At 73.1% G+C, this 12951-nt stretch carries 13 protein-coding genes; 10 read left to right on the forward strand and 3 right to left on the reverse strand.

The window, feature by feature from the left end; translation table 11 throughout:
* Positions 1 to 57 precede the first annotated feature (57 nt).
* The 6 genes from ACQEVU_RS09680 to ACQEVU_RS09705 all read left to right on the forward strand — a co-directional run bounded on the left by ACQEVU_RS09680 (position 58) and on the right by ACQEVU_RS09705 (position 6532).
* On the forward strand, positions 58 to 1650 hold the full coding sequence (locus tag ACQEVU_RS09680) for an ABC transporter substrate-binding protein (RefSeq protein ID WP_433322257.1): 1593 nt from the start codon (positions 58 to 60) through the stop codon (positions 1648 to 1650).
* 79 nt (positions 1651 to 1729) lie between these two features.
* Positions 1730 to 2689 carry an ABC transporter permease gene (locus ACQEVU_RS09685; RefSeq protein ID WP_433322258.1) on the forward strand — a complete coding sequence of 320 codons (960 nt, stop codon included), beginning with the start codon at positions 1730 to 1732 and terminating at the stop codon, positions 2687 to 2689.
* Positions 2686 to 3540 carry an ABC transporter permease gene (locus ACQEVU_RS09690; RefSeq protein ID WP_433322259.1) on the forward strand — a complete coding sequence of 285 codons (855 nt, stop codon included), beginning with the start codon at positions 2686 to 2688 and terminating at the stop codon, positions 3538 to 3540. The genes ACQEVU_RS09685 and ACQEVU_RS09690 overlap by 4 nt, the downstream gene beginning before the upstream one ends.
* Complete coding sequence (locus ACQEVU_RS09695) at positions 3537 to 4517, forward strand: ABC transporter ATP-binding protein (RefSeq protein WP_433322260.1); 981 nt, start codon at positions 3537 to 3539, stop codon at positions 4515 to 4517. Before ACQEVU_RS09690 ends, ACQEVU_RS09695 begins: the two co-directional genes overlap by 4 nt.
* A 164-nt stretch (positions 4518 to 4681) precedes the next feature.
* Complete coding sequence (locus ACQEVU_RS09700; protein ID WP_433322262.1) at positions 4682 to 5656, forward strand: ABC transporter ATP-binding protein; 975 nt, start codon at positions 4682 to 4684, stop codon at positions 5654 to 5656.
* A gap of 9 nt (positions 5657 to 5665) precedes the next feature.
* Entirely contained in the window at positions 5666 to 6532 is an 867-nt protein-coding gene (locus ACQEVU_RS09705; RefSeq protein WP_433322263.1) for an IclR family transcriptional regulator, read from the forward strand.
* Positions 6533 to 6540: 8 nt separating this feature from the next.
* Here ACQEVU_RS09705 and ACQEVU_RS09710 read toward each other — a convergent pair whose 3' ends face one another.
* Positions 6541 to 6921 carry a RidA family protein gene (locus ACQEVU_RS09710; protein ID WP_433322264.1) on the reverse strand — a complete coding sequence of 127 codons (381 nt, stop codon included), beginning with the start codon at positions 6919 to 6921 and terminating at the stop codon, positions 6541 to 6543.
* Positions 6922 to 6927: 6 nt separating this feature from the next.
* Here ACQEVU_RS09710 and ACQEVU_RS09715 point away from each other — a divergent pair, with 6 nt between their 5' ends.
* Genes ACQEVU_RS09715 through ACQEVU_RS09730 form a run of 4 tightly spaced genes read left to right on the forward strand, consistent with a single transcriptional unit; the run spans position 6928 to position 11335 of the window.
* Positions 6928 to 8502 (forward strand): N-acyl-D-amino-acid deacylase family protein, encoded by a 1575-nt coding sequence (locus ACQEVU_RS09715; RefSeq protein ID WP_433322265.1) that lies wholly within the window; start codon positions 6928 to 6930, stop codon positions 8500 to 8502.
* Positions 8499 to 9335: an amidohydrolase family protein gene (locus ACQEVU_RS09720; protein WP_433322266.1), complete on the forward strand. Its 837-nt coding sequence runs from the start codon at positions 8499 to 8501 to the stop codon at positions 9333 to 9335. The genes ACQEVU_RS09715 and ACQEVU_RS09720 overlap by 4 nt, the downstream gene beginning before the upstream one ends.
* Entirely contained in the window at positions 9332 to 10435 is a 1104-nt protein-coding gene (locus ACQEVU_RS09725) for an alanine racemase (protein ID WP_433322267.1), read from the forward strand. Before ACQEVU_RS09720 ends, ACQEVU_RS09725 begins: the two co-directional genes overlap by 4 nt.
* 51 nt (positions 10436 to 10486) lie before the next feature.
* Entirely contained in the window at positions 10487 to 11335 is an 849-nt protein-coding gene (locus ACQEVU_RS09730; protein WP_433322269.1) for a PIG-L deacetylase family protein, read from the forward strand.
* On the opposite strand, the gene ACQEVU_RS09735 is transcribed toward ACQEVU_RS09730, so the two are convergent.
* Together ACQEVU_RS09735 and ACQEVU_RS09740 are read right to left on the reverse strand one after the other, a co-directional pair.
* Positions 11290 to 12156: a hypothetical protein gene (locus tag ACQEVU_RS09735; protein WP_433322270.1), complete on the reverse strand. Its 867-nt coding sequence runs from the start codon at positions 12154 to 12156 to the stop codon at positions 11290 to 11292. The two genes, ACQEVU_RS09730 and ACQEVU_RS09735, sit on opposite strands and share 46 nt — an antisense overlap.
* A gap of 27 nt (positions 12157 to 12183) precedes the next feature.
* Positions 12184 to 12522: a PadR family transcriptional regulator gene (locus ACQEVU_RS09740; RefSeq protein ID WP_433322271.1), complete on the reverse strand. Its 339-nt coding sequence runs from the start codon at positions 12520 to 12522 to the stop codon at positions 12184 to 12186.
* Between the last annotated feature and the right edge of the window lie 429 nt (positions 12523 to 12951).

Here is a 12951-nt window from a genome sequence, read left to right on the forward strand (position 1 = left end):
CGCGGTTCCCCCTTGTTGGCCTTCCCCCTTTTGGCCTTTGCTTCGAAAGAGGTCCCCATGCCGAAACGGATGCTCGTTGCCGGCGTCGCGGCGCTCGCGCTGCTCGCCGGCTGCACCGGCCCCAAGACCGACAGCTCGAGCGCGCCCGGCAAGTCCTCCCTCAACGTGTACCTCTACCAGGAGCCCGCCGGCGTCTTCAGCCCCCTCGCGCCGCTCAACGGCGCCGACTCGCAGGTGATGTCGTTCGTCTACGAGGGCCTGCTCGCCGTCGACCCCGACTACAAGCTGCAGCCGCGCCTGGCCGAGAGCTACACGGTCTCGCCGGACGCGACGACGTTCACGTTCAAGCTGCGCTCCGGCCTCAAGTGGAGCGACGGGCAGCCGTTCACGTCGAAGGACGTCCTGTTCACGTACAACCTGCTGGCCAACCCGAAGACGACCAGCGCCACCGCGGGCAGCTACACCGGGGTCGAGGGCGTCGCGGACTTCGTGGCCGGCAAGGCGCAGAGCATCAGCGGCTTCTCGGCCCCCGACGACAACACGTTCGTCATCAAGGCGGCCAAGCCCAACTTCGGCCTGCTCGCCCTCATCGGCAACCCGTGGATCCTGCCCGAGCACGTGCTGAGCAAGGACTCACCCGAGACGGTGGCGAAGGACGAGTTCTTCCGCAAGCCCACGGTGGGGATGGGCCCGTACACGTTCGTGGAGTACAAGACGAACCAGTACGTCCACGTGACCGCGAACCCGAACTACCGCACCCCGGCGAAGATCAAGGACGTCTTCCTGAAGCCGATGACGTCGGACGTGGCCACCGCGCAGCTCGGCAACGGCGGCATCGACATCGCGTCGTACTCGCCGACGGACCAGCAGACGGTCGCCGGCTTCTCGAACGTGTCGACCCAGGAGAAGCCGGGCGCCGGTTTCGTGCGGATCGCGCTGAACCAGTCGAAGCCGTACTTCCAGGACGCCCGCGTGCGCCAGGCCTTCCTGTACGCCGTCGACCGCGAGCAGATCGTCAAGACCGTCCTGTTCGGCAAGGCCGAGGTGCGGATGTCGAACTTCGCCAAGTCGAACGAGCCCGCCGGCCTGAACGACTACGCGAAGAACGTCGAGAAGGCCAAGCAGCTGCTGTCCGAGGCCGGCTGGGACCCGAACCGCACCGTGAACCTGCAGTGGGTCCACGGCCAGCGCGACCGCGACGCCACGGCCACGATCGTGCAGAGCGAGCTGGCCGCGGTGGGCGTGAAGGTCAACCTCGTCAACATCCAGGCCGCCCAGATCGCCGGCACGTACAAGGACAAGTCCTACGACATGACCCTGTACGGCGGCGGCAACTACGCGGTCGACTCGTCGACGATCAACGTGATCACGGCGTGCGCCCAGCAGTACCCGGCCGGCGGCAACATCGACTTCTTCTGCGACGCGAAGCTGGACGACCTGATGACCCGGGCGAACCAGACCGCGGACGACTCGGCCCGCAAGGCGCTGTACGACCAGGCCGCGGCGGAGGAGAACGCCCAGGCCGACCTGATGTGGCTGTACAACCCGTTCGGCCTGTGGGCGGTCAGCAAGAAGGTGCAGGGCTTCCGGGCCCCGGGCTCCCAGGACGCGAACTTCTGGGACCCGGCGAGCTGGTCGATCACCGCCTGATCCCGCTGCGGGCGAGCGGCCGGCGGCCGGCCGCTCGCCCTGAGCGGAGGTCGCGGCGGGATGAGAGGGGTGTGAGCACTTGGGGGCGTACCTCGTCCGCCGGCTGCTGGTGAACGTGCTGGTGTTCTTCCTGATCACGGTGGCGATCTTCGGGCTGGTGCACAAGTCGCCCGGGGATCCGATCGCCATGCAGGTGCCGGCCGATCAGCTCAACTCCGGCAGCGCCGAGTTCATCGCGCAGAAGCGGCACGAGCTCGGGCTCGACCAGTCGGTGCTCGTGCAGTACTGGCACTGGCTCGGCGCCGCCGTCCGCGGCGATCTCGGATACTCGCTGCTCAACGGGCGGCCGGTCACCGAGGTGCTCGGCGAGCGCATCGGGCCGACGATCGAGCTCATGGGCGTCGCGCTCGTGATATCGCTGCTCGTCGCCATCCCGCTCGGGATTCTCGCGGCCCGCCGGCGCAACTCCGTCGTCGACTACTCGGCGACCGTGGTCAGCCTCGGGTCCGTGTCGATTCCGATCTTCTTCGTCGCGCTGATCATGATCTATCTGTTCACGCTGAAGCTGCAGTGGCTGCCGTCGTCCGGCATCTCCGATCCCGCCGCGCCCGGTCTCGTCGACTCGCTGCGCCATCTCGTCCTGCCGGCGCTCATCCTCGGGTTCGGCAACTCCGGGCCGTACATGCGGTACGTGCGCAGCTCCATGATCACGGAGCTGCAGGCCGACTACGTGCGCACCGCCGAGGCGAAGGGGGCGCCGCCGCGGCGGGTCGTGCTGCGCCACGCGTTCCGCAACTCGCTCATCCCGCTGCTCACCGTCATCGCCTCCAGCGTGCCGCAGCTGCTGGCCGGGGCGGTGGTCATCGAGCAGGTGTTCGCCTGGCCGGGGATGGGGCAGCTCGCCGTGAGCTCGGTCAACCAGCACGACTACTCCGTCATCGTCGGGTTCGCGCTGCTCATCGCCATCCTGGTGCTGCTGTCGAACCTGCTGGCCGACGTCCTCTACACGCTCGTCGATCCCCGGGTGAGGCTGCGATGACCAACCTGGAGACGCCTCGCCGCGGTGCGCTGCGGCGGTTCAAGCAACACCCGGTCGCGGTCGTCAGCGTCGTGTTCCTGCTGCTCGTCGTGGTCGCGGCGGTGTTCGCGCGGCCGCTGGCCGGGCACGATCCCAACCAGATCGACCTGCTCGCGGCCCGGCAGTCGCCGTCCGGCGGGCACTGGCTCGGGACCGACTCGACCGGGCGCGACGTGTTCGCCCGGCTGCTGTTCGCCGGGCGGGTCTCGCTCGGCGTCGGCATCGCCTCGGCCGCGCTCGCCGTCATCGTCGGGACGCTCCTCGGCGGCATCGCGGGGCTGCTCGGCGGGTGGGCCGACGGGGTGATCATGCGCCTCGCCGACGTGTTCATGTCGTTCCCGTCGCTGGTCGTCATCGTGGTCGTCGCCGGCATCCTCGGGCCGAGCGTGGTCACGATGGTCATCGCGATCGGGCTCTTCCAGTGGCCGGTCTGCGGGCGCATCGTGCGGGGCGTGACGCTGTCGCTGCGGGAGCAGGAGTACGTGCTCGCGTCCCGGGCGACCGGGGCCGGGCCGCTGTGGCTGCTGCGCCGGCACATCATCCCGGCCGCGCTGCCGCCGGTGAGCGTCGCCGCCACCCTCGCCGTCGCGCAGGCGATCGCGCTCGAGGCGACGCTGTCCTTCCTCGGCCTCGGCGTGCAGCCGCCCGCGGCCAGCTGGGGCAACATGCTCACCGACGCGCAGAGCCTCACCGTCATCCGCAGCGAGCCGTGGCTGTGGCTCTCGCCCGGCATCGCGGTCGCCCTGACCGTGCTGGCCGTCAACTTCATCGGCGACGGGCTGCGCGACGCCGTGGATCCGAGGCAGTCATGAGTCATCCGCTGTTGCAGATCAAGGATCTGAGCGTCGAGTTCCACACCGACGGCACCGTGGTGCAGGCGGTGGCCGGCGTCGATCTGGAGGTACACGCCGGGGAAATCGTGGCCGTGGTCGGCGAGTCCGGGTCGGGCAAGACCGTCACCGCGATGTCGGTGCTCCGGCTGATCCGCGAACCACCGGCCAGCGTCCGGGCCGGCACGCTCGCCTTCCGCGGCCAGGACCTGCGCTCCCTGTCGAGGCGGGAGCTGCGGGCGATCCGCGGCGGGCCGGTCGGCATGATCTTCCAGGACCCGATGACCGCGCTCAACCCGGTGCTGAGCATCGGCGACCAGATCGCCGAGGCCGTCCAGCTGCACCAGGCCAAGCGCGACAGGCGGGCGGCCCGGGCCCGCGCCGTCGAGCTGCTCGCGATGGTCGGCGTGCCGGACCCGGCGCACCGCGCGCGGCAGTACCCGCACGAGTTCTCCGGGGGCATGCGCCAGCGCGCGATGATCGCGATGGCGATCGCCAACGACCCGGACCTCATCATCGCCGACGAGCCCACCACCGCCCTGGACGTCACCATCCAGGCCCAGGTGCTGCAGCTCATCCAGCGCGCCCAGCGCGAGACCGGCGCCGCGACGGTGCTCATCACCCACGACCTCGGCATCGTCGCCGAGCTGGCCGACCGGGTGGTGGTCATGTACGCGGGGCGGGTCGTGGAGACGGCCGGCGTCCTCGAGCTGTTCGCCAGGCCCCGGCATCCGTACACCCTGGGCCTGCTGGGCAGCCTCCCGCGCATGGACACGGAGGCGGAGCGTCTCGACCCCATCCCCGGCAACCCGCCCAACATGGCCGACCCGCCGCCGGGGTGCCCGTTCCACCCCAGGTGCGCGATCGCGAGGGACAATTGCCGCACCGACCGCCCGGCCCTGCTGCCGATCGGGGACGGCCGCAGCAGCGCCTGTCACTTCCACGAGGAGCTGGCATGACCGGTCCGGAGCGAAGCGGAGGGGCCGGGCATCATGGGCTCAGTTCGGAGGTCGTGCGGCCGGAGCGAAGCGGAGGGCGCATGACCGGTCCGGAGCGAAGCGGAGGGGCCGGGCATCATGGGCTCAGTTCGGAGGTCGTGCGGCCGGAGCGAAGCGGAGGGCGCATGACCGAGCCCCTGCTGAAGGTGGAGGGCCTGAGCAAGCACTTCCCGATCCGCCGCGGGGTGCTGCAGCGCCAGGTCGGCGCCGTGCGCGCCGTCGACGGGGTCGACCTGGAACTGGCCGCGGGCGAGACCCTGTCGCTGGTCGGCGAGTCCGGCTGCGGCAAGTCGACGACCGGCCGGCTGCTCGTCCGGCTGCTCGAGCCGACCGCCGGCCGCATCCTGTTCGAGGGCGACGACCTGGCCCGGCTGCCGCAGTCCCGGATGCGCGAGAAGCGCCGCGACATCCAGATCATGTTCCAGGACCCGTACGCGTCGCTGTCGCCGCGCATGACCGTCCACGACATCGTCGCCGAGCCGCTGCGGGTCCAGGGCCGCTACCGCGACGGCGGCGCCGCGCGGGTCGCCGAGCTGCTGGCGCTGGTCGGGCTGCGGCCCGAGCACGCCCGCCGCTACGCGCACGAGTTCTCCGGCGGCCAGCGCCAGCGCGTCGGCCTCGCCCGGGCGCTCGCGCTGTCCCCGCGGCTGCTGGTCCTCGACGAGCCGGTCAGCGCGCTCGACGTCTCGGTGCAGGCGCAGGTCATCAACCAGCTGCGGGACCTGCAGGACCGGCTCGGGCTGGCGTACCTCTTCATCTCCCACAACCTGTCGGTCGTGCGCCACATCTCGCACCGGGTCGCGGTGATGTACCTGGGCACCATCGTCGAGACGGGCACCCGCGCCGACATCTTCACCCGCCCCAACCACCCGTACACCCGGGCGCTGCTGTCGGCGATCCCGGTCCCGACGCCGGTGGGGCGCGATGCGCGGGAGCGCATCACGCTCACCGGCGACGTGCCCAGTCCGGCCGACCCGCCGTCGGGTTGCCGCTTCCGTACCCGATGCTGGAAGGCCCAGGATGTCTGTGCGCAGGAAGCGCCGGCCCTGATCGACCGGATCGGGGCGGGGCACCCGAGCGCCTGCCACTTTCCCGAGTAGGAGTCCGCCATGGCCCGTGTCACCCGCCCGGTGCCCGTCGACGAGGCCCGCCCCGCGTCGGCCAACTACCACGCCGCCGCGCTGGCCAGGGGCCTGGCGCTGCTGGAGATGCTCGCCGCCGAGCCGGAGCCGTTGACCATCAACGACTTTAGCGAGAGCACGGCCCTGCCCAAGAGCACGCTCGTGCGGCTGCTGGCGGTGCTCGCGGAGATGGAGTACGTCGTGCGGGTCGACGACCGCCCGTCGTACCGCCTCGGGCACAAGGTGCAGCGGCTGGCCAGTGCCTACGTCGCGTCGCTGGACCTGACCGTGGTGGCCGAGGCGTACCTGCGGCCGGTCGCCCTGCGCACCGGCCAGACGGCCAACCTCGGCGTGCTCGACGGCGACCAGGTGCTGCACATCTGCGTCGCCGAGCCGGACCGCCCGCTGCGGTTCACCACCGCCCTCGGGGCCCGCGACCACACGTACTGCACCGGCCTGGGCAAGATGCTGCTGTCCGAGCTGCCCGAGGACCGCGTGGCGGCGATCCTGCCGCCCGAGCCGTTCCCCGCGTTCGCCGAGAACACCCTCACCACGCTCGCCGACCTGCGCAAGGACCTGCGGCGCACCGCCAGGCGCGGGTACGCCCTCGACGACAACGAGCGCAGCACCGGCCTGCGCTGCGTCGCGGTCGGCGTGCGCCTCGCCGGGGACCTGCTCGCCGCGGTCAGCGTGTCCGGGCCGGCGGGGGAGTTCACCGCGGGGCGGCAGCAGGAGTACGTGGCCGCGCTCGACGAGGTCGCCAAGGCCATGCCCGACGACCCCGACTTCGCCGCGGCGCTGCGCATCGTGCACCGCTCGCTGCGCGCCGCCGGGAAGACCGGCGGCGGCGCATGACGAGCCGGTCAGTCGCCGACGTACGCGATGGCCTCCACCTCGACGCGGACGTCGGCCCGGCCGAAGTCGACGACCACGGTCGTGCGGGCCGGCGGCGCGGCGGCGAAGCGGCGCGCGTAGACCTCGTTGAACGGCGCGAACAGCGTGGCGTTGGACAGGAACGCGCCGACCTTGACGATCTGGTCGACCCGGGCGCCGGCCGCGGCGAGGACGGCCTCGACGTTGTCCAGCACCAGGTTCACCTCGTCGGTGAAGTCGCCGAGCCGGATGTTGCCCTCGGCGTCGGTGGCCACCTGGCCGGAGACGAAGACGAAGTCGCCGGCCTTCGTGGCGTGTGACAGCGGTACGGCGACGGGCGCGAAGGAGGCGGGATGGAAACGTTCGATCATGCCAGCATGGAATCACATTCCACGTTGCTGCTCCAGGGCGGCACGGTGCTCGACGGCACCGGCGCGCCCGGCGTCGCCGCCGACGTCCTGATCCGCGACGGCGTGGTGGCGGCGATCGGGCCCGGCCTGGCGAGCGACGGCCCGGCCTTCGACGCGACCGGGCGCATCGTGTGCCCCGGCTTCGTCGACATCCACACCCACTCCGACCTCACGCTGCTGTCCGACCCGCGCGGGCTCTCCAAGCTGCACCAGGGCGTCACGACCGAGGTGGTCGGCAACTGCGGCCTCGGCGCCGCCCCGCTGCCGCCCGGCGCCGACGTCGCCGCGATCCGCCAGGCCGTGAGCTACCTCGACCTCGACCCGGCCGTCACCTGGGACTGGGACGACGTGCGCGGGTACCTCGCCGCGCTCGCCGCCGCCGGCCCGTCGCCGAACGTGGCCGCGCTCGTCGGCCACGTCGCGCTGCACGGCGGGGTGTGCGGGTTCGACGACCGCCCGGCGAGCGCGGCCGAGCTCGACCGGATGCGGGGGCTGCTGGCCGACTCCCTGGACGCGGGCGCGCTGGGGCTGTCCACCGGCCTGGTGTACGCCCCGCTGACCTACGTCCGCGAGGAGGAGCTGGTTGCCCTCGCCGAGGTCGTCGCCGCCGCCGGCGCGGTGTTCACGTGGCACGTGCGCAGCTACGACGACGGGCTGCTGGACTCCGTCGCCCAGGCGCTGCGGGTCGCCCGGGCCGCCGGCTGCCGCACCCAGATCTCGCACCTGGCCGCCGTCGGCCGCCGCAACTGGGGCGCCGTGCGCCGGGCTCTCGACCTCGTCGAGGCGGCCACCGCCGAGGGCCTCGGCGTCGGCGTGGACATCTACCCGTACCTGCACGGCAACGCGCCCCTGTCGCAGCTGCTGCCGGCCTGGGCGCAGGAGGGCGGCGCGGCCGCGTGGGCGCCGCGGCTGCGCGACGCCGGGGTCCGCGAGCGCATCCGCGCCGAGTGGACCGACCGGCCCACGGGCTGGGACGAGATCACCGTCAGCTGGACCAGCCGCGGCGACGCCGACCCCGTCGTCGGGCGCACCCTGGCCGACCTCGGCGGGGCCGGCGCGGCGCTGGACCTGCTGGCCGAGCTCGGCGCCGGGGTCATGATGACCGCCGGCGGGCGCAGCGAGGACGACCTGCGCGCGGTGCTGAGCCACCCGAGCGCCGTCGTCGCCTCCGACGGGCTGGCCCTGGACCCGGGCGGCGTCAACGGCGCCGGCATGCCGCACCCGCGCAGCTACGGGTGTTTTCCGCGGTACCTCGAGCGCTACGCGACCGACCTGCCCGACGCGATCCGCCGCTGCACCTCGGCCCCGGCCCGGCTCGCCGGCCTGCCCGACCGCGGCGTGCTGCGCCCGGGCGCCCCCGCCGACGTGGTCGTCCTCGACCCGGACACCATCGCCGGCCCCGCCACGTTCACCGCACCGCACCGCTTCGCCACCGGCATCGACCTCGTGCTCGTCGGCGGCGTGCCGACCGTCGAGCGCGGCGCCCACACCGGCCGGCGGGCGGGCCGGGTCCTGTACCGCACGAGAGGAACCACCGGATGATCGACGTACACACCCACTGCCATCTCTCCGAGCACTGGGGCTGCGAGTGGCACCGCAACTGGCAGCCCGTCTACGGCCACGAGTACGCCGACCGCACCCCCGAGCAGTACGACGAGGCGATGGCCGCGGCCGGCGTGGACCTCGCGTTCGTCTTCGGCATGCGGGCCACCCGGGCCGGTGTGATCACCCCGAACGAGTACGTGCAGCGCTTCTGCGAGCAGACCGCCACCGACACGATCGGGTTCATGGCCCTGGACCTTTCGGACCCGGACGTCATGGACCAGCTCGCCGACGGCATCGCCCGCGGCCTGCGCGGCGTGAAGCTCTACCCGGTCCTGGCCCACTTCGACCCGCGCGACGAGGCCCACGACCCGTTCTTCACCGCCGCCGCCGAGGCCGGCCTCATCGTGCTGTGGCACATGGGCGCCACGCCGAGCCCCGAGGGGCGCCTCGAGCTGTCCAACCCGCTGCTGGTCGACGACGTCGCCCGCCGCCACCCCGGCCTGCGCCAGATCATCGCCCACCTCGGCCACCCGTGGCAGCGCGAGACGGTCGTGGTGCTGCGCAAGAACCGCAACGTCTTCGGTGACGTCTCGGCGAGCTGGGCCCGCCCCCTCGACGGCTTCATGGCGCTGGTGCGGGCGCAGGAGTGGGGCGTCGTACCGAAGCTGCTGTTCGGTTCGGACTTTCCGATGTGGACACCGGTCGATGCGGTGGCCGGCCTGCGCGCCCTCGCCGAGATGCGCCCGGGCGGCCTGCCGCGCATCGAGCGCGCCACCGTCGAGTGGCTCATCGACGGCGACCCCCGCGCGGCCCTGGGGCTGGCGGCATGACGACGCTGCTCGAGCTGCCCACGCCCGCCCTGGTCGTCGACGTCGACCGGCTGGAGCGCAACATCGCCCGGATGGCCGGCGCGTTCGCCGCGGCCGGGGTGGCGCTGCGCCCGCACGCGAAGACCTCCAAATGCCTGGAGGTCGTACGCCGGCAGCTCACCGCCGGCGCCGGCGGGATGACCTGCTCGACCCCCGCCGAGGTCGCCTGGCTGCGCGCGGCCGGCGTCGCCGATCTCCTGTGGGCCCACGCCCCGGTCGGCCCGGCGAAGGTCGCCTTCGTCGTCGCCGCCGCCTCGGACGGCGGCGGCCTCACGGTCGCCCTGGACTCGCTCGAGGCCGCCCGGCCGCTGTCGCACGCCGCCGCGGCGGCCGGCGTCACCGTGCCCTTCGTGCTGGAGGTCAACACCGGCCACGCCCGCCTGGGCGTCGACCCCGAGCGCGTGATGTCCACGGCGGCGGCCCTGTCCGCCCTGCCGGGCCTGCGCCTGCGCGGCCTGCTCACCCACGAGGGCCACCTGGCCACGATGCCGGACCGCCCGTCGCTGGAGGCGGCCGGCCGGGCCGCCGGCGACCTGCTGGCCGCGCTGGCCGCGCAGCTGCGCGCGGCGGGCCACGCGATCGACATCGTGTCGGTCGGCTCGACGCCGGGCGCCACCTCGGCCCCGTTCGCCCCGGGCGTGACGGAGGGCCGCCCCGGCACGTACGTCTACTACGACGCCAACCAGATCCGCCTCGGCAGCTGCACGATCGACGACTGTGCCCTGACGGTCCTCGCCCGCGTGGTGTCGGTCCAGCGCCCCGGCCGCCCGATCATCGACGCGGGCATCAAGGCGATGAGCTCGGACACGATCGCGGCCGCCGGCTCGGTCGGCCTGGTGTGCCATCCGGACAACGCCCGCCGCCCCGGCGTGACCTTCGCGGACGCCAACGAGGAGCACGGCTTCCTGCTCGACGACGACGGCGACGACCGGCTGGCGGTGGGAGACGTGGTCCGCCTGGTCCCGAACCACGCCTGCGGCACCACCAACATGTGGAGCCACCTGTACGCCGTCCGCGGCGACGAGGTCCTCGACCGCTGGGAGATCTCCGCACGCTACTGATGCCACCGCCGGGCCATTGACATGGAATGCTGTTTCACGTGGGGTGTGGGCATGAAGGTCATGACCGTCTACGCGCACCCCGCGGACACCATCACCAACTGCGGCGGCACCCTGGCCCGCCACGCCGACGCCGGCGACGAGGTCGTCGCGCTGATCCTCACCCACGGCGGGCGCATCCACGCCAACCGCTACGCCGAGGAGTGGCGCAAGGACACGCCGGACGCGGCGATCGCCGGCGCCGGCCTCGACGACATCGTCGCGTTCAAGAAGGGCGAGCTGCAGCGGGCCGCCGACATCGTCGGCATCTCGCGGGTCGTCACCCTGGACCGCGACGACCGCGACGCCGCCCTGCACGACGAGCTCGTCGAGGCGGTCGCCGAGCACCTCGCCGCGGAGCGCCCGGACGTGCTGATCTGCGACTACCCGCAGAACCCGGTGATGGCCGCCAACACCCACACGGTCGCCACGACGACGGTGCTGGCGGCGCTGGGCCGGGCCGGGGCGTACCTGCGAAACCTCGACGGCCGCCCGGAGTATCACGTGAAGCAGGTCTACCTGACGTCCCTGCCGGTGTTCCCGACCGACGGCCTGAGCCTGTTCGGCGTGCGCAACGACGTCTTCGTCGACATCACGCCGGTCGTGGGCCGCAAGGTCGCCGCGATGGACTGCTTCGACAGCCAGGGGTACTCGGGCCTGTTCGCCCGCAAGCTCATCGAGTCGGCCAACGGCGAGGCCGGGCGCGCGGCGGGCGTGAACTTCGCCGAGGGCTTCTACCGCCTGTACAACGAGACCCACGCCCTGCTGCCGGTGACCGCGGCCGCGATGGCCGACGACCCGCTGACCCGGCACATCTCCTACAGCCGCGTCGACCTGCGCGCCGAGTACCCGATCGCGGACTGACCGGCGGCCCCGGCGGCGACCGCGGCGACGAGCGTGGCGGGCAGCAGCCACAGCAGGTGGCCGGAGAGCATGTACCAGGCCAGGTTCGGCACCAGCGTGCCCGCCGCCGTGCCGGCGAGCCAGGCGGCGGCCCGGACCAGCCCTCCGGCCCGCCGCGCCATGAGGCCCGCGGCGAGCACGCCGAGGCCGGCGCCGCCCACCGCGAGCGCCAGGCCGACGCGGGTGTCGAGCGGCCACGGCGCGCTGGGCGGGCCGCTGCCGATGACCACCGCCCACAACGCCCCCGAGGCCGCCACCGACAGCGCCAGGCCGAGCCGGGCCCGCTCGACGGGCAGCAGCCACGTCGCGAGGATGAGCACGGCCGGCAGCGTCACCAGCGGGGCGGTCCGGGCGTCGTACAGCATCGCGGCGAGGGCCGCCGGCGGCTCGGCGGCCAGCAGCCACGCCGTGAGCCGCCCGCTCCCGCGCCTCCACGTGACCGCGGCGGCGAGGGCCAGGGCGACGGGCGCGAACGCGAACAGCAGCGCCGGCCAGATCGGCGGCGGTTCCATGGTGACCCACCGCCGCGCCCCGCCGGCCCACGTCACGGCGATGCCGGTGCTCGCCGCCACGAGCAGCCCGGAGGCCAGCAGCGCGGCGCCCTGGCCGAGCCGCAGCCGCACCGCGAGCCCGGCCACCCCCGCCCCCTGTCGAAGGCTCGGCCACTCGCGGCCGTCGTCGAGGTCGAGCAGCAGCCCGAGCAGCTCCTCGCCGCGGGCCTCGCGATGATCGGCCGGCAGCAGCCGGATCAGCGCCCGATACCGGCGCTCAAGCGCATCCATGCAGCGATCCCTTCCCCGTGACGGGACTCATCCGGCGGTGCCCAGGCGTGGGGCGCGGCGGCTCAGGCGCCGGCGGGCGGCGCGGGCCTGGGCCGCCATCCGGGCCGACTCCTCCTCGACCGCCGCGGCGCCGGCGTCGGTCAGCCGGTAGTAGCGGCGCAGGCGCCCGTTCTCCACCTCGTCGCGGTCCGGCTCGACGAGGCCGCGCCCGGTGAGGCGCTCCAGCGCCGCATACAGCGTGCTCGCCCGCAGCTGGACCCGGTCTCCCGACAGCGCCGCGACCTCCGTCACCAGCGCATAGCCGTGCCGGGGCTGATCGGCGAGCGCGGCCAGGATCAGGAACGACTGCTCACTCAGCGACTCCACACCGAGAGCATATACCACGCAGCGGTATATGCTCCAGCCGTGACGGGGGATGCCGCGGGGCGCCGTGCGCGCCCCGCGGCAAGGCGCAGGGGCTGGAGCGTCGTCTCACGCCGGCGTTTGCGTCGTGCATGAATGTGATGACGTCGTCCCGGCTGTCGCCGTCCACGTCGCCGCCCGGCGCGAACCAGTCGCGCCATTTCTGCCCAGCCCCGAACGACGTGCCGTTGGACAGCCCGACGTAGACGTCGCCGGCGGTGCCCGCGTCCGACGAGCCGGCCGTGGGCCGCGATGAACGCCTGGAATCGATTTCAGACGCCAGACGAGCATCGATGTCTATGTCAGTGGCCGATCTGGAGCGCGCATGATCGCGGTCGCCGTCGCGGTCTCCGCCGCCCTGGCGCGCCGCGGGCCATCCTTGACGAAATCGGT

This window comes from Dactylosporangium sp. CA-139066, assembly GCF_050936175.1.
Lineage (GTDB): Bacteria > Actinomycetota > Actinomycetes > Mycobacteriales > Micromonosporaceae > Dactylosporangium.